This is a genomic window from Nocardia sp. NPDC055029 (assembly GCF_053608525.1).
The window spans coordinates 313,664-334,853 of sequence record NZ_JBSGVQ010000002.1; the positions used below are offsets into that span (position 1 = coordinate 313,664).

Consider the following 21,190-nt stretch of genomic DNA (forward strand, 5'->3'; position numbering starts at 1 on the left):
GCGCGGCCCGCTACCTGCACACAAACGTGTTCCGGCGTTCCCGTCAAGGGTTGCATTCAGGCAGATCCGCAGGTCACGGACCTGATGCAGCGGATCGTCGACATCGGTACCCACGACCTGGGCTGATGGTTGCGGAGATGACGAGCATCGCGAGCATTGTCACATGCCACAACTCCCTAACATTCCCTATTGCTCCCTATAGATACATTCGTTTAGGGTAGTTTCATGACGGATCGCCTCTATTCGGTGGAGCAGGTCGCCGAATTACTCGGACTGCATGTCCGCACCGTGCGCAGCTACGTCCGCGACGGCAAACTGCCCGCAGCCCGCATCGGCAAGCAGTACCGGATCGCCCACGACGACCTCGAGGCGTTCACCGGCCTGCCGATCACCGCACCGCAGACACCGGAGGCGACCGGCAGACACGCCGAGGCCTCCTGCATCGTCGAGATCGACGCCGTCGACCGCACCACCGCGGACCGGATCACCACGCTGCTCACCGCCACGGCGGCGACCCGCGGCCCCGGCGGCACGCCACTGCGCGTGGAAACCAGCTACGACCCGGGGCGATCGCGCCTCAAGGTCATCCTGCTCGGCGGTCTCACCGACACCGCCCGGCTGCTCGACTACATGGACGGAGTCCTCACCTCATGACCGGCATCTACAAGTCCACCGAAGGCCGACGGGTCGTCGAACAGCGCTACCGCGAGCACCTCGACGCCTGGCCGGTACCGCGCGAGGAACTGCGCATCGGCACCGGCGCCGGTGAGACGTTCGTTGTCGCCTCCGGCCCCGTCGACGCGCCGCCGCTGGTTCTGCTGCACGGCTCGGGCGCCAACACCACGGCCTGGCGCGGTGACGTCGCCGACTGGGCGACCCGATACCGCGTGTACGCCGTCGACCTGCCCGGCGAGCCGGGCTTCAGCGCGCCGACCCGGCTGCCGCTGGACAGCGACGCGACCGCGAGATGGCTCGACGAGGTCATGGACGGCCTCGGACTCGACACGGTCGCGCTGGCGGGCATGTCGCTCGGCGGCTGGACGGCGCTCGACTATGTGCTGCGCAGGCCGGGCCGCGTCACCGCGCTGGTCCTGCTGTGCCCCGGCGGGCTCGGTGGTCAACGATTCGGGTGGCTGGTGAAGGGCATGCTGCTGGGTCTGGTCGGCCGTGGCAGTGTGCGCGATTCCGCACGGACTGTGCTCGGTCTCGACGACGAGACGGCCGGCCCGATCCTCGACGATGTCGAACTGATCTTCGACCACTTCAAGCCGCGCACCGGGCGTCTGCCCCTCTTCGGCGACGAGCGACTGCGCACGGTGGACATTCCGGTGCTGGTGATCGTCGGCGATCGCGACGTGCTGTTCGATTCGGCACGCACCGCCGAACGTGCCCGCGGCGGATTCACGCGGGGCGAGGTGCGCCTGCTGCCCGATGTCGGTCACGGGGTGTTCGGTCAGACCGCGACGATCAGGGAGTTCCTCGGCGCGCACTCCGGTCGACCGGAGTGACGGTGATGGGTTCGGTGTCGCCGCGCGTCGGGTGCGGCGACACCGAACTCACCGGATGATCACGCCTGGGCGTAGCACTGCACGTTCAGGGTGTCGGCCTCCGGGCCGAACTGCGGCAGCGCGTAGTAGGCGGCGCCGACCTGATCGGCGGCCTGCACGGTGACCTCGGGCAGCGGCGCACCGGTGTTGCGGTCGGTGGCGGTGCAGACGAAGGTCTTCTCGGACCACCAGCCGCTGGGGAACGCCTGCGCGGGCGCGGCAACAGCGGCGACAGCACCGGTGAGCAGCAGCGCGGCGGCGGAGCTGGTGACGATCGAGCGGGTCGACGACATAGATTTCCTCTGATCTTGTATGACGAAAGTGCTTGGAGCACACTAGCACCGGCCCCGACCCGGAAAAGCAGCCTCACAGTACCCGACGTCAGCGCATCGGTGGGCTGGAATCGTCGTCGGAATCAGAACGCGGGCCAGGGAATCGGTCGCGCGGAATTCGGGACCGGCATCACCGGATGATCGAGCAGCGCCTTCGTGCGTTCGGTCAGCGCGGTGATCTCGGCATCGGTGATGTGTACGGCCAGCGAATCGGCCACGGTGCCGGGCAGTTGCGCGGCGAACGCGGCGATGTCGGCGATCAGTGACTCGTGGACGGGCCGCCCGGCCCAACCCCACAGCACCGTGCGCAGTTTCGGTTCGCTGTGCAGGCAGATGCCGTGGTCGACGCCGTACACCTGCCCGTCGACACCTTCCAGCGCGTGCCCGCCCTTGCGGTCGGCGTTGTTGAGCAGCAGATCGAGGACCGCCATCCGTTGCAGGCGTGGATCGTCGGCGTGGACGAGCGAGACCTCGTTGCCCTCACCGTCGAGCGCGCGCAGGACCTCGCAGAAACCGTCGGGCACCGTGCCCGGCCTGCACAGGTCGACCAAGTCGAGGCGCTGATTGCTCGACGCGCTGTGGTGGTCGACCGAGGTCACCCAGCGCTGCACCATGCCGGACCCGAACGGCCCGTCCCGCAACACCGTCTCCGGGATGACGCCCCAGCCGAGATGTTCGGAGATCAGATATGACGCCACCTCGCGACCGGCGAGGGTGCCGTCGGGGAAGTCCCACAGCGGCCGTTCGCCGCGCACCGGCTTGTACACCACCCGCAGCGGGGCGCCGTCGGGTTCGGGTGCGGCGATCTCACAGACCAGCGTCAGATTGCTGGCGACGCCGACCCGGCCGACGATGTCCAGTTCGCCTTCGGTGAGTGCCGACACCGGATCACTCCTCGTCGAGCTCGGCCGTGCCGAAGATCTCGCCGCGCTTGTAACCGTTGGTGCGCACGCACATGTGCCCGCGCGAGGACAGCGGTTCGCCGCACAGCGGGCACGGCGGACGGCCCGCGGCGATGACCCGCGCCGAGCGCAGGGCGAACTCGCGGGCCTGGATGGGGGTGAGGAACACCCGCACGGCGTCGGGGCCTTCGTCGGTGTCGTCGAGCACCACCGATTCGTCGACCTCGGTCTCGGTGATCGCCAGCAGCTCCACCACGACAGCGCCCGCGTCGGCGTCCCAGCCCAGACCCATGGTGCCGACCCGGAATTCGGTGTCGATGGGCGTCACCAGCGGCGCGACATCGCGGACGTCCTCGCCCTCGGGCGGCACCTCGGCGCCGAAGCGGCGCGCCACCTCGTCGAGCAGCAGGCCCATCCGGTCGGCGAGCACCTTCACCTGCTGCTTCTCCAGCAGCACGCTGACCACGCGCGGTTCCTGTACGGCCTGCAGGTAGAACGAACGATCGCCTGGTTCACCGACGGTCCCGGCGACGAAACGATCGGGGGTGCGGAATACATGGATTGCGCGTGACACATGCACCTCCTGATACGTGACCCTGATCGACACTCACGAACACATTCCCGTCAAGGAGAATCGCGGTGTCCCGCATTCCCATTATCCGCGCCCGTGCCAGTCGGCACCTCGCCACCGGGAGCGGGCGCCGCCGCGCCCGCGAGCGCGGACAGGTCGGCGCCGGTGTCGTTGAACTTCCACACCGACGGCCCGGTCGGGCTGTAGCGGACGACGCTGATCGAGGCGGGTTCGACCGCGATCCGCTGGAAACTGTCCAGATGCAGGCCGAGCGCGTCGGCCAGGATCGATTTGATGATGTCGCCGTGCGCGCACGCCACCCACAGCACGTCACGGCCCGCCTGCTCGGCCAGCCTGCGTTCGGTGTCACGGATCGCGGCGACCGCACGCTGCTGGACCTGGGCCAGGCCTTCCCCAGCGGGGAACACCGCGCCGGAGGCGTGCCGCTGCACGACCTTCCACAGCGGTTCGCTGACCAGTTCGGACAGGGGGCGGCCGGTCCAGTCGCCGTAGTCGACCTCGATGAGCCGTTCGTCGTGCTCTGGTTCGAGGCCGAGCTTCTCGGCCAGCGGTGCGACGGTGCGCTGGCAGCGCAGCAGCGGTGAGCTGGCGATGTGTTCGATCGGCAGGGTCGCGAGCCGGTCGGCGACCGCGGCGGCCTGCTCGGTACCGCGCTCGGTGAGCTCGACACCAGGGGTGCGCCCGGCCAGGGTGAAACCGATGTTGGAGGTGGACACTCCGTGCCGGAGCAGGATCACCGTCATGGGACCAGCCTAACCATCCGTCCGCGCCGCACTCAGGTCGCGGAGACGACGCCTGCGGAGAGCAGGGCCAACATCGTGAGGCCGAGAACGATCCGGTAGCCGACGAACCAGTAGAACGAATGCTTGCCGACGAACTTGAGCAGCCAGGCGACCGAGGCGTACCCGACGCCGAACGCCAGGATCGTGGCGACCAGCAGCTGCGGTCCGCTCGCATTGAGTCCCTCACCGGCGGGCTCGAACGCGTCGGGCAGGCTGAACAGGCCCGATGCGGTGACCGCGGGAATGGCCAGCAGGAACGAGAACCGCACCGCGGCCTCCCGCTCGAGGCCGAGGAACAGACCAGCGGTGGAGGTGGCGCCGGAGCGGGAGACACCGGGGATCAGGGCAAGGCACTGCGCCAAGCCCATGATGAGTCCGTCGCGGGTGGTGAGCTGCTCGATCGGGCGGATCTTGCTGCCGAAATATTCACCGGCGGCGATGACGAGCGCGAACGCGACCAGCATGAACGACACCAGCCACAGGTTGCGGGCGCCGGTGCGGATCTCATCCTTGAACAGGAAGCCGAGCACGCCGATCGGGATGGTGGCGATGATCACGTACCAGCCGATGCGGTAGTCGAGCTCGCGCTGGGTGTCGCGTTCGTGGGCCTCGCGGGCGCTGCGGTCCATCACCGGCAGCTTCGTGGTGACCCGGTCACCGACGGCGACCGCCTGCTGCGAGCGTTCCCGCCAGCGCATCGCCAGCGTGGTGAACCACGCCACGACGATGCGCTGGATGTCCTTGGCGAAATACACCAGCACCGCGGCCTCGGTGCCGAGCTGGGTGACGGCGGTGAACGACGCGCCGGCGTCGCTACCGAAGAACACCTCCGACACGATGCGCAGATGCCCCGAGGAGGAGATCGGCAGGAACTCCGTCAGTCCCTGTACGAGCCCGAGTATCAATGCCTGAAACCAGGTCATCGACTCGCCCACCGTGCCTCCTGCTACCTCGCGCCCGAAAGACCGCATCCTCCTGGGCTTTTGCTACATCGAGCGGCCTGGAAGGGCCGCGACCTCGCAGCGACCCTACCTGTCGCGGTGCGGTGACGTCGCCAGCCCACCGGGCGATCGGTTCTCGCGGCCCCCGCCGCGGGTCGTCGGCGAGGGTCCACACGGTGCGCCCATTAGGCTGGGCGCCGTGACGAAAACGCGGGCGCGGTGATGGAACAGCGGACGGTGGGACGCAGCGGCCTTCGGGTGTCGCGGATCGGCTTGGCGACCCATACCTGGGGCACCCATACCGACGCCGACGAGGCATCGGTGCAGTTGGCGGCGTTCACCGAGGCCGGTGGCACGCTCGTCGACATCTCCCCCGTCTACGGTGACGGCGCGGCCCAGCGGATCCTCGCCGATCTGCTCGGCGACCTGGTCTCCCGTGACGATCTGGTGCTCAGCGGCAGCGCGGGTGTGGTCCTGCACGCGCCCGGCGCCGGGGTCGGTGGCAGCGTGCCCGCACCGGCGGCGACCGGCCCGGTGGTCGACGCGTCGCGGCGCACGCTGCTCGCGCAACTGGACCGCACGCTGCTCGAACTGGGCACCGATCATCTCGACGTCTGGAGCATCGCCGCCTGGGACCCCTACACCCCGCTCGACGAGGTCGCGGCGACCTTGGAGACCGCGGTCCGCACCGGTCGCACCCGGTACGCGGGTGTGCGCGGGTTCGCGGCCTGGCAGCTGGCCAGCCTCGCCGCGATCGCGCCGATCGCGGCCGCGCAGACCCCGTACTCGCTGCTCGCGCGCGGCACCGAGAACGATGTGATCCCGGCCGCCCGCCACCACGGGGCAGGCATCGTCGCTTCCGCGCCGCTGGCGGGCGGCATCCTCACCGGTAAGTACCGCGACGGTGTGCCCGCGGATTCGCGCGGCGCCGACGAGGCGACGGCCGCCGAGATCCGGCGCAGGCTCGACGACGAACGCGCCACCCGTGTGGTGGACGCGCTGGTCACCGCGGCCGACGGCCTGGGCACCTCGCCGCTTGCGGTGGCGCTGGCCTGGATCAGGGACCGGCCCGGCATCGCGAGCATGATCGTGGGTGCCCGTGACATCGGCCAGCTCACCGGAGTGCTGGCCGCCGAAACCCTCGAGTTGCCGCGCGCGATCGCGGCAGCTCTCGACGATGTGAGCGCCCGTTCCGAATGATGGCTAGCCTTACCTGCATGAAACTGCGTGGTCTGCTGACGGCGATGCTCGCGGCGACGGTGCTGACGGGCACCGTCGCTTGCACCGGAAGCAATCCTGCATCGACTGCCACTTCCGGCGGGCCCGCGACGGCACAGCTGGCCGACCTGGACCCCGTCCCGATCGGCGCACCGCCGACGCCACGCCTGCCCGCGACCGCACGCTCCTTCGACGGCACCGAGGTGACCGTCACCGACGCGTCGCGGATCATCGCCGTCGACCGCTACGGCACCCTCGCCCAGACCGTGTACGCCCTCGGCCTCGGCGCGAACCTCGTCGGCCGTAGCACCTCGGCCTCCTTCCCCGCCGTCGCCGACGTGCCGAATGTGGCGGGCGGCAACGGCGCCCTCAGCGTCGAGGCCGTCCTCGCCCTTCGCCCGTCGGTGTTCCTGACCGACACCACCAGCGCCGCGCCCGCGGTCCGCGATCAGCTGCGAGCGGCTGGCGTCGACGTCGTCTACTTCGATCCGGACCGCACCATGGACGGCGTGGTGCCACAGATCGAGGCCGTCGCCACCGCGCTCGGCGTCCCGGAGGCAGGCGCGCAGCTCGGGCAGCGCACCCGCGACGAGATCGCCACCGCCACCGCCCGCGTGCCGAAGCAGGATCCGCAGCCGAAGATCGCGTTCCTGTACCTGCGCAGCACCGCGATCACCATGATCGCGGGCCCGGGTTCGGGCGCCGATTCACTGATCACCGCGATTGGCGGCGTCGACGCGGGCACCGCCGCCGGGGTGAGCGAACCGTTCACCGCGATCACCAGCGAGGCGATGATCGCCGCCGCGCCCGATGTGCTGCTGGTGATGTCGGACGGGCTGAAGTCGGTCGGCGGGATCGACGGGCTCGTGAAGATCCCCGGTATCGCCCAGACTCCCGCCGGGCGCGATCGCCGGGTCGTCGACATGTCCGACGCGGTGCTGCTGAGCTTCGGCCCCAACACCGGCCGGGTCATCACCGCGCTGTCCGACGCCGTCTACGGCAAGCCGGCATGAGCGATGCCCCCGACCTGACGAAATCCGCGGACGCGCCGCGGATCGACGACGCGACTCCCGACCCGCTGCCGCACCCGCGTCATCGGACCACCCGGGTCACCGTCGTGTTCGCCGTCGCGCTGATCGCCCTCGTGGTGCTGGCGCTGGTGTCGGCGGTGCTCGGTCAGGTGCCGACCACCGCGGCCGAGGTGCTGGGCAGTGTGGCGCACCGGATCGGGCTCGATATCGGGCCGATGCCCGCGCACCCGGCGGGTGAGGTGACGCTGTGGGAGGTGCGATTCCCGCGTGTCGCGCTCGCCGTCCTGGTCGGGGCTTCGCTGGCGACAGCGGGTGCGTTGTTGCAGGGTGTGTTCGCCAATCCGCTCGCCGAACCCGGCGTGATCGGTGTGTCGGCGGGTGCGGCGGTCGGGGCGGGCACCGTCATCGTGGTCGGTGGCGCGTTCGTCGCCTCCTGGTCGGTGGCCGCGGCCGCGTTCGCCGCGGGACTGCTCACCACCGCGCTCGTCTACGTGCTGTCTCGCTCGGGTGGGCGCACCGAAGTCGTGACGTTGATCCTCACCGGCATCGCCATCAACGCCTTCGCCGGCGGTCTGATCGCGTTGCTGCTGTTCGTCGCCACGCCCGCGGCCCGGGATCAGATCGTGTTCTGGCAGCTCGGCAGCCTCAACGGCGCCACCTGGCAGTCGGTGGCGGTGGTCGCCGTGCTGGCCTCGGTCGGTGTGCTGGCCGCCGTTCTCATCGCGCCGCGGCTGGATCTGCTCGCGCTCGGTGACTCCGCTGCCCGTCATCTCGGTGTCGACGTGGAACGGCTGCGCAGGCAGGTGATCGTGGTGGTGGCCGTGCTGACCGCCGCCGGGGTGGCGTTCAGCGGCATCATCTTGTTCGTGGGGCTGATCGTGCCGCACGTGGTGCGCATGCTCGTCGGTCCCGGGCATCGGGTGCTCGTCCCGTTGAGCGCGATCGTCGGTTCGGTGGTGTTGCTCGGCGCCGACGTCGTGGCGCGCACGCTGGTCGACAACGCCGACCTGCCGCTGGGCATGCTGACCTCGCTGATCGGCGGCCCGTTCTTCTTCTGGCTGCTGCGCCGTACCAGGGCGCGGGCGGGAGGCTGGGGATGACCGACCTCCATCCGGCCGTCGAAACACCCGCGGTTCCCCCGCGTCGCAGCCGTTCCCTGCGTGGCCTGTTCGCCCGGACGCCCGATATCCCGGCGCGACCCGCTCCAGGCACTGTCACCCTGCGCGCGACGGATCTCACCGTCCGGCGCGGTGCCCGGACCGTTCTCGAGGACGTCGACTTCCAGGTGGCGGCCGGTGAGATCGTCGCCCTCGTCGGTCCGAACGGCGCGGGCAAGTCGAGCCTGCTCGCCGCCCTCGCCGGTGAACTCGCGCCGAGCACCGGCACGGTGCAGCTCGAAGGTCATGCCCTCGCGCAGTGGACCCACGCCGACATGGCCCGCCGACGCGCGGTGTTGCCGCAATCGCACGCGGTCGGGTTCCCGTTCACCGCCCGCGAAGTCGTCGCGATGGGCCGCGCGCCCTGGCTGCACACCCCCGCCGCCGAGCGCGACGACGACCTCATCGCCGCCGCCCTGGCCGCCACCGACGTCACCCATCTCGCCGGCCGGGTGTTCCCGTCGCTGTCCGGCGGCGAACGCGCCCGCGTCGCCCTGGCCCGGGTCCTCGCCCAGGACACCGCCACCCTGCTGCTGGACGAACCGACCGCCGCACTCGACATCGGCCACCAGGAGGCGGTGCTGCGCCTGGCCGCCGCCAGCGCCGCCGACGGTGCCGCCGTGGTGGTCGTCGTGCACGACCTCGGTGTGGCCGCCGCCTACGCCGATCGCGTCACCGTGCTCGACGGCGGCCGGGTCGCCGCCGACGGTCCGCCACGGGAGGTTCTCACTCACGACCTGCTCACCAGGATCTACCGCCACCCGGTCGACGTCTTCGACCACCCCACCACCGGTGCGCAACTGGTCCTGCCCGAACGCGGCCGCAGCTGACGGCAACCCCAGTTCTTGACCTAGCGGTATAGAACGCCTACGGTTGAATCATGGCCAGGCCCCGCAACTTCGACACCGACACGGTCATCGACCGCGCGGTCGACCAGTTCTGGTCCCACGGCTACGCCAACACCTCCCCCGCGCAACTCGCCGACGCCACCGGCATCGGAAAAGGCAGCCTGTACAACACGTTCGGCAGCAAGCGCGCACTCTTCGATCAGGCACTCGACCGCTACGGACACCAGGGCGTCGCCATGGCCGAGGACTACATGTCCCGACCGGGCACCACCCGCGACTGCCTTCGCGAATACCTGCGCGCCGCGATCGACCTCGATTTCACCACCCCGATCCGTCGCGGCTGCCTGGCGGCCAATACCGCCGCCGAGTTCGGCGGCCAGGACCCCGCGATCACGAAAACCTTGCGCGACATCGAACAACGCATCGTCGCCGCCCTGGCCGCCCGCATCGATCAGGGCCGCCGCGACGGTGACATCGACGCGACAATCGACCCGCACTCGGTCGCCGCGCTCCTGTTCACAACCAGCGTCGGCCTGCGCATCATGGCCAAGACCAACGACGCTCCCGAGCTCTACCGCCTCGTCGACGTCGCACTGACCGTCCTCTGATTCCCCGCTCCACCACCCAGCCTTTTCGCTTGCCCATATTTTTGACCTACAGTTCAAGAAAGGATCTTCCATGGATCTCGAACTCACCGGCAAGACCGCCGTCGTCACCGGCGCCTCCCGCGGCATCGGTTTGGCCGTCGCCGAAGCCTTCGCCGCGGCAGGCGTCCGCGTCCTCGGCGCCGCCCGCACCATCACCCCGGAACTCGAGAAGGCCTCGGCCGCCACCGTTTCCGCCGATCTCAGCACCAGCGAGGGCGCGACCACGGTCATCGGCACCGCCCTCGAGGAACTCGGCGGGATCGACATCCTGGTCAACAATGTCGGCGGTGGCGACCCCGAATGGCTCACGCTGAGCGGATTCCTCGACAGCACCGACGACCAGTGGCGCCACTACCTCGACCTCAACCTGTTCAGCGCGGTCCGCACCACCCGCGCTGCCCTCCCGAGCCTGCTCGATCGCCGCGGAACCGTCATCAACGTCTCCTCGATCAACGCCCACGTCCCCGGGTCCGGCCCGGTCGGCTACAGCGAGGCCAAGGCCGCGCTCACCTCGTTCGGCAAGCGACTCAGCGAGGAATTCGGCCCGCGCGGCGTCCGGGTCAACACCGTCTCACCGGGCCCGGTCGGCACCAGGATCTGGCGCGACGAGCATCGCATCGGCGCGCAACTGGCCGCCGCGCAGGGCGTCTCTCACCAGCAACTCCTCGACGCCCTGCCCGACCAGTTCGACATCGCCTCGCGCCGCATCACCGAAGCCGAGGAAGTCGCCGCCCTGATCACCTTCCTCGCCTCCGGCAAGGCAGCCAATATCGTCGGCGCCGACCTGGTGATCGACGGCGGCATCATCAAGACGACCTGAGCCCCGCGCTCACCGCCAGATGATCTTGAGCAAGGCGGGGGTGAGCACCATGCGGATGATCGTCGCGTCGATGACGAGCGCGACGATCATGCCGTAGGCGATGTACTTCATCAGCACCAGATCGGAGAAGCCGAAAGCGCCCGTCACGACGATGAGGATCGCCGCCGCCGAGGTGATCACGCCACCGGTGTGGGCGACGCCGTAGCGGATGGATTCGGTGGCATCGGCGCCCGAGGCCCGTTTCTCCGCGATCCGCGACAGCAGGAACACCTCGTAGTCGGTGGACAACCCGAAGATCACGGTGACGATCAACGCCACCACCGCGAACATCAGCGGTCCCGGCGTGAAGTGGAAGGCGTCGGAACCGTGTCCTTGCACGAAGATCCACGTCAGCACGCCCAGCGTCGAGACGAGACTGAGCGCGCTCATCGCGACGGCCTTCACCGCCAGGATCACCGACCGGAACGCGATCACCATCATCGCCAGCGCCGCGGCGATCAGGATCGCCAACAGCAGCGGGAGACCGTCGATCAGGCCGTTGATGCTGTCGCGTTCCAGTGCGGGAATACCGGCGACCATGATCTGGACGCCCGGTGGTTCGGGCAGGTCGCGCAGGGTGTCGATCACCCGGTCGGCGTCGCGTTTGTCACCGAGTCCGGCCGAGAGGACGTTGACCCCGTCCTTGGTCGGCGCCGCGGGCTCGAACCGGCCGGTCAGGCCCGGAATCTGATTGGCCTCGAACCGGATGTCGCCGAGCTGCTGGGGTGAGGCGCCGACCACGACCAGCTTCACCGGTTCGGTGCGGAAGCCGGGGAAGAGCCGGTCGAAATCCTCCTGCGCCACGCGCGCCGGATTGTCCGCCGCCAGATACTTCTCGCTGATCCCGCCGAACTCGATGTGGCGCAACGGAATACTCAAGGCCAGCAGGCCGAGCACGATCGGGATCACGACCGCCCAGGGCCGCCGCATCGCCCACTGCGCCAGCCGGGAGAAGAATCCCGCGTCGATCTCCGCCTCGGTCTTGCTGCGCGAGAATCGCTTCCAGCCCAGCCAGTCGATGCGGTGCCCGGCGATGCTCAACGCCGCGGGCAGCGCGGTCACCGACAGCAGCGCGGCCAGCATCACCGCGGAGATACCGCCGTAGGGCACCGAGCGCAGCACACCGTTGGGGAAGATGAACAGCGCGCCGAGGCTGATCGCGATGATCGCCGCCGAGAACAACACGGTGCGGCCCGCCGTCGCGACGGTGCGGGCCGTCGCGTCCTCCACACTGCGGCCCGCCGCGAGTTCCTCCCGGAATCTGGTCACCGTGAACAGTCCGTAGTCGATCGCCAAACCGAGGCTGACCAGTGTCATCACCGCACTGGCGAACACATTGACCTCGATGTGCGCGGTGAGGAACCGCAGGATGCCGGAGGTGCCGAGGACGGTGAGCGCGCCGATCATGACCGGCAGCAACGCACCGATGACCCCGCCGAACACGAAGTACAGCAGGATCGCCACGATCGGCAACGCGATGAGCTCCGCGCGCCGGATGTCGTGCTGCATCCCGATGTTGATGCCCTCGACCACCGGCTGCAATCCCGCAAGCTGCACGGTGGTGCCGCCGGGCCCGCCACCGGGCACACCGGCGTCGAGATGCGGTTTCAGGGCGAGATAGTTGTTGACCGTGGCCGTTCCGCCACCACCGGCCAGTCCGATACTGGCGAACGCGTGCTGCTTGCTGGGATCGGAGGCGTCCGCCGAGAACGGGCTGTCCCAGTAGCTGTCGATCTTGTGGATGTGCGTGCCGTACTGCTCGCGCAGGTCCGCGAGCGCGGCCACCACCGGGCCGCGCACGGCGGGATCGTCGACGGTGGCGCCGGCGGGGGCGGTGTAGATGACGATCAGGTCGCCGTCGGTGTCGCGGCCGAAGGTGTCATCGGCCAGTTTCGAGGCCGCCACCGATTGGCTGGACTCGTCGAACCAGCCCTCCTGGGTGTAGCGGCCCGCCATATCCCGGCCGAACCAGCCCGAGATCAGCACCGTCAGGATGAAGATCCCGAGCACGAGGTAGCGGTGGCGGTGGACGAACCGGCCCCACCGCATCGCACGCGATTCCCGCATCGTCAGCCGCAGGCGGCGGTGCGATAGTCCGCCGAGCGCAGGATGCCGCACAGATCGGTGCGCGAGATCTTCCACTTCCCGTCGAGCAGCACGAAATGCACGATGGTGGTGCGGATATTGGTGCCCGAACCGTCCTTGTCCAGGCGCATCGTGGCGGTCAGCGTGCCGTCACGGTTGTCGAAGACGGGGTCGACGACGCCGTAGACGGCGTGCGGGTTGTCGCGCAGCGCCTTGTACATGTCGGGGATCGCGTCCTTGAACGCGGCGCCGTCCTCGATCAGGTCGGTGCGTTCGACATCGGGCAGGTTGGGGTCGAGCGCGCGCTTGATCTGCGCGTCGAGTTCCACGGCGGTCGGCAGCGGCACATTGGCCTTGCTCGACGAGACCGCGATGGAGGAGGACAGGGAGGCTTGGGCCGATGACCGTGCGGCGTCGACCGAGGCCTCGTCGGTGCCACCACCGCAGGCGGTGAGGGCGACGAGGGCCGTGAGGCAGGCGGTGGCCGCAGCGGCCCTGGCGAAAAGTGTGGAAGACATCACCATCTACATACCATCAATCACGGCACTGATCCGGCCCAGGATGCTCCGGACCGTCATGGCGTCCCTCGGCGCGGCGGTCGGGACCGGGATCGCGTGGTGGAGCAGATCGCGCACGAACGCGGTGACGCTGCGTTCGTCACCGAGGTCGATATCGGTGACCTGCGCCTGCGCGGTGGCGACCACATCGTCGGCGCCTGGCACGGTCTCACCCAGGTCGGCGCGGTAGATCTGCACGGTGAGGGTGGCGCGGTGGGTGCGGAAGGTGAACGCGCGGCCGTCGTCGGTGGTGCCGAAACCGTGGGCGAAGGGGCCGACGGAGATGTCATCGATGCCGAAGCCCGCGGTTGTCCGGTCGGTCATCGTTCATCCCCTCCCCGCGTCCTGGCAAAACATTTGTCGACATGTCAACAGTAACCTCCGTCACCGACAGGCCCGACGCGCGCCACCCGGTCGGAGCTACCGGTGAGTCATCATGGTCAGATGGTGATCAGCGGTCACCTCGTGAGATTAGGAGTTCGGTGCATGCGCCCTCGCGGCTCGGTCGCCTCAGCGCTGTTCGGCGCGGCGGCACTGGTGGTGCTGACGGGATGTGCCGGTGCGGACGGCCCCGATGTGCCGACCAGGGATCCGGCCACCGCGGCCGTCTCCCCTGCCACCGCGACATCGCCCGCAGGCCAGGTCATTCCCGCCGCCGCGACGAAAGCGCTGCTGGCCGAACGGCACACCGGTCGCCTCGCCGCCCTCGACACCGCGGGCACCACGCTGACCTTGCTCGACCCCGCCGCGCCCACCACCGCGCGGACCGTCACCCTGCCCGCCGTGGGCGCGGCTTTGGCCCAGGGCACAGCGGGTGAAGTGCTCGTCGCCGCCCCGGATCGGGTGCTGCGGGTCGACGTGACCGCGGGCACCGTGACCGAGGTTCCCGTCGACGGCGACGTGCAGAGTGTGCAAACACGCACGGACGGCACGCTGGTCGTCGGCACGGCCGACGGCACGGTGCGTGAACTGCGCCCCGACGGCAGCGTCGCCCGCACCGTCACCGGCCTCGTCTCGGCCGACGTGATCGCCCTGACCGGTGCCGACATCACCGTCCTCGACCGCAAGCAGACCGCCGTCGTCAGCGTCCGCGACGACGCGCTCGGCCTGATGCTGCGCGCCGGTGACGGCGCAGCAAACGCCGTCGCCGACCCGGAAGGGCGGATCATCGTCACCGACACCGCGGGCGGTGAACTGCTGGTCTACTCGGCAGGCCCGCTCGTGCTACGCCAGCGTTTCCCGGTATCATCGTCGCCTTACGCGCTCGCCTACGATCCGCGCTCGAACACGGTCTGGGTGACCTGCACGGAGAGCAACGAGGTCGTCGGTTACGACCTGTCGACCGGGATCGGTGTCGAGGTGGGACGGTTCCCGACCCTGCGCCAGCCCGATGCGGTGACCGTCGACGAACGTACCGGCGACCTGTTCGTGGCCTCGGCCACGGGTGAGGGTTTGCAGCGGATCGGTGCGGACGAGCGGAAGAGAGGGCAGTGATGGCGGCCAAGCCTCGCGGTTCTCGCTCGGCGGTTCCGCCGAGCTGGGAAACCAGCAACGACGACTACGAATACGTGCCGCTGCGGCTGCCACCCGAGGTCACCCGGGTCACCGCCTCGATGCGGCTGGCCATCCAGGCCGAATTCGGTGGCTGGGAGTTGTCGCGGGTACGCGCCTACACCGACGGCAGCCGCCGGGTGTTGTTGCGCCGCCGCAAGAATGCCGTCCTGCCTGTGCCCGAACCCGGATTGTGAGCCGACCCATGTACGCCCTGTTACTACGCCTGATGTTCCTGGTCCCGCCGGAGCGGGTGCATCACCTGGTTTTCGCCGCCCTGCGGTTCGCCACCTGGTTCCCGCCGACTCGCTGGCTGGCGCGCAAGCTGACCGTCGCCGACGACCCGATCCTGGCCACCACCGCCTTCGGTGTCGATTTCCCCGCACCGCTCGGCCTGGCCGCCGGTTTCGACAAGAACGCCGACGGCGTGAACACCTGGGGCTCGCTCGGTTTCGGTTTCGCCGAGATCGGCACCGTCACCGCGCACGCCCAGCCGGGTAACCCGGCGCCGCGCCTGTTCCGGCTGCCCGCCGACCACGGCCTGATCAACCGGATGGGTTTCAACAACCACGGCGCCGCCGCGGCCGCCGCCCGCCTGCACAACGCGCATTCGACCGTCCCGATCGGCGCGAACATCGGCAAGACCAAGGTCACCGAACCCGAGGCCGCCGCAGGCGATTACGCCACCAGCGCCCGACTACTCGGCCCCCTCGCCGATTTCGTCGTCGTGAACGTGTCCTCCCCCAACACCCCCGGTCTGCGTGACCTGCAGGCCGTCGAGTCGCTGCGCCCGATCCTGCAGGCCGTGCTCGACAGCGTCACCGTTCCGGTCCTGGTCAAGATCGCCCCCGACCTGTCCGACGAGGACATCGACGCCGTCGCCGACCTCGCCGTCGAAATGGGCCTGGCAGGCATCGTCGCCACCAACACCACCATCCGCCGCGACGGCCTGGCGACCCCGGCCGCCGAGGTCGAAGCGATGGGCGCGGGCGGTTTGTCCGGTCCGCCCGTCGCCGAACGCTCCCTGGAAGTTCTGCGCCGCCTCTACGCCCGCGTCGGCGACAAGCTGGTCCTGATCTCGGTCGGCGGTATCGAGAACGCCGACCAGGCCTGGGCCCGCATCCTGGCGGGCGCCACCCTCCTGCAGGGCTACACCGGCTTCATCTACGGCGGCCCCTTCTGGACCACCCGCATCCACCGCGGCATCGCCGCCAACCTGCGCGCCGGCGGTTTCCGCTCGCTGTCCGACGCGGTCGGCGCCGAGCACCGCACGCCGTCGGCCTGAGGGCCTATCCGTAGTTGACCTGCCGCGTTCCGCCGTGCCCGAACAGGTACGTCGTGGTGCGCGGCCTGGTCAGCGGGGGTCCGGCCTCGTCGGGGTCGTCGACGCGAGCGAGCATTCGCTTGTAGAGCCGGATGATCGCCTGTTCCCAGACGATTCCGACGGTGTCGGCCAGGGCGTTGATCTGCGCGTGCGCGAGGCGGTCGCCGGCGGCGGTGAGGTCGCTGATCAATTCGTCGAGCTCCATGCCAGCGTAGGCCTGGTCCCGGCTCAGCCGACGTTCCGGCAACCAGCTCAGCCGCCAGATCTCGGGGTCCGACCCGACGCGCTCCGCGTATTCGGGGCTGTGGGTGCTGCGCATGTCGTCCGGTGTGATGTGAATGGTCATCGGAGACTCCGATTCCACGAAGGGGAGCGGTTCGGTGCTCCCGGTTCCTGGGAATTCCAGTGTGGCATTTGCCCTTCAGTGCGGTCAATTGCCGTTGTAGATTGGTAATTGCCCGACGAGATGCTGCTCAAACACCGCCGTCACGACCATGGAGGGCCAATCGCGTGCCGATGCTCCCGCAGGACGCACGAACAGACCTGGTACGCGGCATTCTCGCGCGGCTGGGCAAGTTCTCCGGTCTCAGCGCAGAACGACTGCGGCACACCGAGATCGGAGCAGCGCCGATTCTCGATCTCCCGGTGGTGACCGATTACGCGCAGCGCGAAGGCGTCTCCCGCGAGGAGGCGGTCCTGCCGGTGCTCCGCGAGACGACCCGGCAATTGCCCCCCGCCGAGCGTCTCATCGCCGATGCGACCCTCGCGCTCGGTCTGCTGCGTGAATCGCCGAACGGCGACATCGATCCCGACCAGCTGTACGCGGCCAACCTCGGCGCCCGCCGCGAGTACCTGGCGCAGCAGTGGATACCCCTGCACACCGCCATCGGTGCCACCACCACCCCGGCGGCGCCGACGGTGAAACGCCTGCGCACCACGGCCGAGCGTGCCGCACTCACCACGCTCGCCGGTCTGCTCACCGCCGATCCGGCGACCGCCGCCGCTCCCCCGACCGGCGTGACGCCCACCTCGGCGCCGACGGGCCGGACGGTCACCGTGATCGGCGATGCCGTGATCGACCACCTCTACCGGGTCGACACCTTCCCGGCCAGGCAAGCCCCCGTCGACGGCACCTTCGCCGGCCTGCCGGGCGGCAAGGGACTCAACCGGGCCGTCGCCGCCGCCCTGCTCGGGCTCGACGTGCAGTTGATCGCGGCCGTCGGCGACGATGCCAACGGAGCGCGCATCCTGAACCTGCTCGCGGACTACGACGTCGGCCGCTCGCTGGTGAAAGTTGTGCCGTCCGCGGCGACTCTGGTCACGGCCGTCGTCATGAACCACAGCGGCGAAGTGCGTCTCATCGCCTGCCGCGACTCGCGCGTGCAGTTGCTCGACGACGACATCGACCGACCCGAGGCCCGGGCGGCGCTGGCGGGATCGGCGGTGGTCGTGCTCACCTTCGAGCAGCCCGCGCCGATCATCGAACAGGTCCTCGCGTACGTCCGGGATCTCCCGGAGCGCCCCCAGGTGATCGTCTGTGCCGCACCGAGTATTGCCGTGCCGCAAGGGTTGTACCGGTACCTCGACGTCGTCGACTACCTCGTCGGCAGCACCGTCGAACTCGACGCGCTGCTCCCGGACGTCGACACCGACTCCGCCGCCGACACCGCGCGGCGCCTGCGAGGGCTCGGCGTGTCGGCGGTGTGTGCCGTCGACGGCTTCGGCTGCACCGTCTATTCCGACGACGACGATATCGTCGTCGACCACTTTCCCCAGGTCCTCAAAGCGGCCGTCGGCGCCGCCGCCGCCTTCGCGGCCGCCCTCGCCTACCGGGTGGTGCAGTCCGAGGATGCCCTCACCGCAGCGGATTTCGTGTGGGCAACGGCCGCGATGCTGCCGACGCAGAAGCTGGGCGCGGTGTCGGCCGGCTTCCCCCAGGTCGCCGAGGTCGACCGGATCATGCAGCTGTACGCGCGTGACGGTGTCACCCGTAACACCGGTGTGACCCCCGGTTGATGTGCCTGGCATCACAGCCGGAGTAGAGTCGCGCCGTTGCCTTGCCCCTACACCGTCCACGCAGCGGATTTTCCGATGCCGACACCGTCTCGGAGGAGCGCTTGACGATCATCGAGCCCGTCCAGGTCCCGCCGGGTGAGGCGACCGGACGAGACGTTGACGACCTGCGACCGGAACACCAGTTCAGCCGCAACGGCACCCGGCTGCGGGTGCAGGTGCACACGATCGATGACCCGGCCGACGGCGGCTATGTGCTGGTGTTCGGCGACCCCGGCGAGAAGCCGCTGGTCCGAGTCCATTCGCGGTGCCTGTACGGCGATGCCCTCGGCTCCGACGACTGCGACTGCGGCCCCGAGCTGGCCCTGTCGATGGACATGATCCAGGCCGAAGGCGCCGGTGTGCTGGTGTACCTCGAACAGGAGGGCCGTGGCGCAGGCCTGATCTGGAAGGCCATCGGCTATCGCACCAGCGAGCGCTACGACATCGACACCTTCGAGAGCTACGCCCGGCTCGGTCTCGAACCCGACACCCGCCGATACGAACTCGTCGCCAAGGCACTGCTCGGCCTCGGTCTGCACCAGGTGCGCCTGCTGACCAACAATCCCGACAAGCTGCGCGCGCTCACCGAGGCGGGGATCGCGGTCGAGGTGATTCCGCTGGCCGTGCGGCTCGAGACCGACCGTGGCAGGCGCTATCTCGATGCCAAGGTGCGGTGGCGCAAGCACATGATCCCCCGCGACTTCGCGCCCTGGGCGCCGCACCCTGGCACTGTCACCGCACCACAGCCGCCGGCCGCGCAGACCCCGCGCGGATGGCGCAGGCTCTTCGCGCGTCGACGGTAACCACCGCCACAATCCCGTATGTCCGGTTACGATAAGTGAGCCGCGCCACTGTCGACGCCCATCGCTCGAGATGATGAGACAGATTCACTCGCATTGGCTCGGCGTCCGGCACGGCCTATATCGGGAACAGGGATATGACAGACATCGGTTTCGCGCACGCTTCCGGCGTCACGGTGCACACCGTGCCCGCCGCCTTCCAGCAGACCGCCGCGTTGCGGCCCGACCAGATCGCTTTGCGAACGGTGGGCGGCACCCAGCAGATCACCTGGGCGGAGTACGCGACGCGGGTGCGGGCACTGGCGGCAGGCCTGGCGAAGCTCGGCGTCGGCCACGGCGACGCGGTCGGCATCATGCTCACCAACCGCCCCGAGTTCAACCTGATCGACACCGCGGCCCTGCACCTGGGCGCGACCCCGTTCTCGGTGTACAACACCAGCTCCCCGGAGCAGATCGCGCACGTGTTCGCCAACGCGGGCAACAAGGTCGTGATCACCGAGCAGGCATTCCTCGACGTCATCCGTGAATCGGGCACAGAGGTCGAGCACACCGTGCTCGTCGACGGCACCGCCGAGGGCACCATCGGCCTGGCCCAGCTGGAGTCGGATCCGCTGCCCGACTTCGACTTCGAGGCCGCGTGGCAGGCGGTGCAGCCGGGCGATCTGGCCACCCTGATCTACACCTCCGGCACCACCGGCCCCTCCAAGGGTGTCGAGCTCACCCAGGGCAATGTGATCGCCCAGGTCGTCGGCCTGGTCTCCGGTCCGCTGCCGGTCGGTTTCGACGACCGTGCCGTGTCGTATCTGCCTGCCGCGCATGTCGCCGACCGCATCTCCGCGCACGCGATGAGCCTGCTCACCGGCATCCAGATCACCACGGTCACCGACCCGCGCGAGATCGCCGCCGCCCTGCCCGACGCCCGCCCCACCGTGTTCTTCGGTGTGCCGCGGGTGTGGCAGAAGATCAAGGCCGGTATCGAGAACAAGCTCGCGGTCGAGCCGAGCCCGGTGAAGAAGGCCCTGGCCAACTGGGCGATCGGTGTCGGTGTGGCGCAGGCCAAGGCGAAGCTGTCCGGTGAGGGCGGCTCGCTGCTGCTCGGTGTGCAGCACAAGGCCGCCGACGCCCTGGTGCTGTCCAAGCTGCGCGAGGCGCTCGGTTTCGGCGATCTGAAGGTCGCCGCGTCCGGCGCCGCCCCGGTGCCCGCGGAGACCCTGGAGTACTTCCTCGGCCTCGGGTTCGCGGTCAGCGAGGTGTGGGGCATGTCCGAGACCACCGGTGTCGGCACGTTCACCGATCTCGACAAGCCGCGCCCCGGCTCGGTCGGTCGTGTCATGGACGGTGTCGAACTGCGTCTGGACGCCGACGGCGAGGTGCTCATCCGCGGCCCGATCGTCACCCCCGGCTACCGCAACATGCCCGACAAGACCGCCGAGGCCATCGACGACGCGGGCTGGCTGCACACCGGTGACATCGGCACCCTCGACGCCGACGGCTACCTGCGCATCGTCGACCGCAAGAAGGAACTGATCATCAGCGAGGCGGGCAAGAACATCGCCCCCTCCAATATCGAGAACGCCATGAAGGCGGCGTCGTCGATGATCGGTCAGGCCGTCGCCATCGGTGACGCCCGCCCCTACATCACCGCGCTGATCATGCTCGATCCCGATGTCGCGGCGTTGCGCGCCAAGGAGTTCGGCGCCACCGACGCCACCCACGCCGAGCTCGCGCGCCGCGCCGAGATCGTCGAGGAGGTCAAGGCCGCGGTGACCGCGGGCAACCGCAAGCTCTCGCGGGTGGAGCAGATCAAGCGCTTCGTCATCGTGGAGAACCTGTGGGAGCCGGGCGGCGACGAGCTGACCCCGAAGATGTCGCTCAAGCGGACCCCGATCGCGAAGAAGTACGCCACCGACATCGAGCAGCTGTACGCCGCGACCCCGGCAGAGCACGTCGTCAATGTGAAGT

At 69.3% G+C, this 21,190-nt stretch carries 23 protein-coding genes; 14 read left to right on the top strand and 9 right to left on the bottom strand.

Going from position 1 to position 21,190, the window contains the following annotated elements:
* Positions 1–225: 225 nt before the first annotated feature.
* A complete protein-coding gene (locus tag ACWF9G_RS03280; RefSeq protein ID WP_379307722.1) occupies positions 226–654 on the top strand; it encodes a helix-turn-helix domain-containing protein in 429 nt (142 codons plus the stop codon).
* Positions 651–1,508: an alpha/beta fold hydrolase gene (locus ACWF9G_RS03285; protein ID WP_452513332.1), complete on the top strand. Its 858-nt coding sequence runs from the start codon at positions 651–653 to the stop codon at positions 1,506–1,508. The genes ACWF9G_RS03280 and ACWF9G_RS03285 overlap by 4 nt, the downstream gene beginning before the upstream one ends.
* 59 nt (positions 1,509–1,567) lie before the next feature.
* Here the strand turns inward: ACWF9G_RS03285 and ACWF9G_RS03290 are convergent, their stop codons facing one another.
* From ACWF9G_RS03290 to ACWF9G_RS03310, 5 genes are all read right to left on the bottom strand, one after another.
* Positions 1,568–1,840: a hypothetical protein gene (locus ACWF9G_RS03290; protein WP_189028849.1), complete on the bottom strand. Its 273-nt coding sequence runs from the start codon at positions 1,838–1,840 to the stop codon at positions 1,568–1,570.
* Between the two features lie 122 nt (positions 1,841–1,962).
* The gene (locus ACWF9G_RS03295; protein ID WP_452513334.1) at positions 1,963–2,763 is read right to left on the bottom strand and encodes an SCO1664 family protein; all 801 of its coding nucleotides are present in this window, start codon (positions 2,761–2,763) and stop codon (positions 1,963–1,965) included.
* Positions 2,764–2,767: 4 nt separating this feature from the next.
* Complete coding sequence (locus tag ACWF9G_RS03300) at positions 2,768–3,355, bottom strand: DUF3090 domain-containing protein (protein WP_379081430.1); 588 nt, start codon at positions 3,353–3,355, stop codon at positions 2,768–2,770.
* 50 nt (positions 3,356–3,405) lie between these two features.
* On the bottom strand, positions 3,406–4,116 hold the full coding sequence (locus ACWF9G_RS03305; RefSeq protein WP_452513335.1) for a histidine phosphatase family protein: 711 nt from the start codon (positions 4,114–4,116) through the stop codon (positions 3,406–3,408).
* A gap of 32 nt (positions 4,117–4,148) precedes the next feature.
* The gene (locus ACWF9G_RS03310; RefSeq protein WP_379310702.1) at positions 4,149–5,126 is read right to left on the bottom strand and encodes an undecaprenyl-diphosphate phosphatase; all 978 of its coding nucleotides are present in this window, start codon (positions 5,124–5,126) and stop codon (positions 4,149–4,151) included.
* A 192-nt stretch (positions 5,127–5,318) separates the two neighbouring features.
* On the opposite strand from ACWF9G_RS03310, the gene ACWF9G_RS03315 reads away from it, so the two are divergent.
* The 6 genes from ACWF9G_RS03315 to ACWF9G_RS03340 all read left to right on the top strand — a co-directional run bounded on the left by ACWF9G_RS03315 (position 5,319) and on the right by ACWF9G_RS03340 (position 10,817).
* Positions 5,319–6,296 carry an aldo/keto reductase gene (locus ACWF9G_RS03315; RefSeq protein WP_452513336.1) on the top strand — a complete coding sequence of 326 codons (978 nt, stop codon included), beginning with the start codon at positions 5,319–5,321 and terminating at the stop codon, positions 6,294–6,296.
* 17 nt (positions 6,297–6,313) lie between these two features.
* On the top strand, positions 6,314–7,327 hold the full coding sequence (locus tag ACWF9G_RS03320; RefSeq protein ID WP_452513338.1) for a heme/hemin ABC transporter substrate-binding protein: 1,014 nt from the start codon (positions 6,314–6,316) through the stop codon (positions 7,325–7,327).
* Positions 7,324–8,445 (top strand): FecCD family ABC transporter permease, encoded by a 1,122-nt coding sequence (locus ACWF9G_RS03325; RefSeq protein ID WP_379310706.1) that lies wholly within the window; start codon positions 7,324–7,326, stop codon positions 8,443–8,445. Before ACWF9G_RS03320 ends, ACWF9G_RS03325 begins: the two co-directional genes overlap by 4 nt.
* The gene (locus ACWF9G_RS03330) at positions 8,442–9,332 is read left to right on the top strand and encodes a heme ABC transporter ATP-binding protein (protein ID WP_452513340.1); all 891 of its coding nucleotides are present in this window, start codon (positions 8,442–8,444) and stop codon (positions 9,330–9,332) included. Before ACWF9G_RS03325 ends, ACWF9G_RS03330 begins: the two co-directional genes overlap by 4 nt.
* 50 nt (positions 9,333–9,382) lie before the next feature.
* A complete protein-coding gene (locus ACWF9G_RS03335) occupies positions 9,383–9,958 on the top strand; it encodes a TetR/AcrR family transcriptional regulator (protein WP_379310708.1) in 576 nt (191 codons plus the stop codon).
* A gap of 70 nt (positions 9,959–10,028) precedes the next feature.
* A complete protein-coding gene (locus ACWF9G_RS03340) occupies positions 10,029–10,817 on the top strand; it encodes an oxidoreductase (RefSeq protein WP_452513341.1) in 789 nt (262 codons plus the stop codon).
* Between the two features lie 9 nt (positions 10,818–10,826).
* Here the strand turns inward: ACWF9G_RS03340 and ACWF9G_RS03345 are convergent, their stop codons facing one another.
* The 3 genes from ACWF9G_RS03345 to ACWF9G_RS03355 are packed head-to-tail and all read right to left on the bottom strand — an operon-like array spanning position 10,827 to position 13,822.
* A complete protein-coding gene (locus tag ACWF9G_RS03345) occupies positions 10,827–12,923 on the bottom strand; it encodes an MMPL family transporter (RefSeq protein WP_452513343.1) in 2,097 nt (698 codons plus the stop codon).
* Positions 12,924–12,925: 2 nt separating this feature from the next.
* Entirely contained in the window at positions 12,926–13,459 is a 534-nt protein-coding gene (locus ACWF9G_RS03350) for a hypothetical protein (protein WP_379310711.1), read from the bottom strand.
* Positions 13,460–13,465: 6 nt separating this feature from the next.
* Positions 13,466–13,822 carry a hypothetical protein gene (locus ACWF9G_RS03355; protein WP_452513345.1) on the bottom strand — a complete coding sequence of 119 codons (357 nt, stop codon included), beginning with the start codon at positions 13,820–13,822 and terminating at the stop codon, positions 13,466–13,468.
* Positions 13,823–13,984: 162 nt separating this feature from the next.
* On the opposite strand from ACWF9G_RS03355, the gene ACWF9G_RS03360 reads away from it, so the two are divergent.
* Genes ACWF9G_RS03360 through ACWF9G_RS03370 form a run of 3 tightly spaced genes read left to right on the top strand, consistent with a single transcriptional unit; the run spans position 13,985 to position 16,334 of the window.
* Complete coding sequence (locus tag ACWF9G_RS03360) at positions 13,985–14,992, top strand: YncE family protein (protein ID WP_452513346.1); 1,008 nt, start codon at positions 13,985–13,987, stop codon at positions 14,990–14,992.
* Complete coding sequence (locus ACWF9G_RS03365) at positions 14,992–15,246, top strand: DUF5703 family protein (RefSeq protein ID WP_379310714.1); 255 nt, start codon at positions 14,992–14,994, stop codon at positions 15,244–15,246. The genes ACWF9G_RS03360 and ACWF9G_RS03365 overlap by 1 nt, the downstream gene beginning before the upstream one ends.
* Before the next feature lie 8 nt (positions 15,247–15,254).
* Positions 15,255–16,334 (top strand): quinone-dependent dihydroorotate dehydrogenase, encoded by a 1,080-nt coding sequence (locus ACWF9G_RS03370; RefSeq protein WP_452513348.1) that lies wholly within the window; start codon positions 15,255–15,257, stop codon positions 16,332–16,334.
* A gap of 4 nt (positions 16,335–16,338) precedes the next feature.
* Here ACWF9G_RS03370 and ACWF9G_RS03375 read toward each other — a convergent pair whose 3' ends face one another.
* Positions 16,339–16,719, bottom strand: a complete 381-nt coding sequence (locus ACWF9G_RS03375) for a hypothetical protein (RefSeq protein WP_379310716.1) — start codon at positions 16,717–16,719, stop codon at positions 16,339–16,341.
* A gap of 170 nt (positions 16,720–16,889) precedes the next feature.
* On the opposite strand from ACWF9G_RS03375, the gene ACWF9G_RS03380 reads away from it, so the two are divergent.
* The 3 genes from ACWF9G_RS03380 to ACWF9G_RS03390 all read left to right on the top strand — a co-directional run.
* Positions 16,890–18,389 carry a PfkB family carbohydrate kinase gene (locus ACWF9G_RS03380; RefSeq protein WP_452513369.1) on the top strand — a complete coding sequence of 500 codons (1,500 nt, stop codon included), beginning with the start codon at positions 16,890–16,892 and terminating at the stop codon, positions 18,387–18,389.
* Positions 18,390–18,490: 101 nt separating this feature from the next.
* Positions 18,491–19,231 carry a GTP cyclohydrolase II gene (locus tag ACWF9G_RS03385; protein ID WP_452513351.1) on the top strand — a complete coding sequence of 247 codons (741 nt, stop codon included), beginning with the start codon at positions 18,491–18,493 and terminating at the stop codon, positions 19,229–19,231.
* 134 nt (positions 19,232–19,365) lie between these two features.
* Positions 19,366–21,190: AMP-dependent synthetase/ligase (locus ACWF9G_RS03390; RefSeq protein ID WP_452513352.1), on the top strand; the 1,825-nt coding region annotated here is incomplete at its 3' end.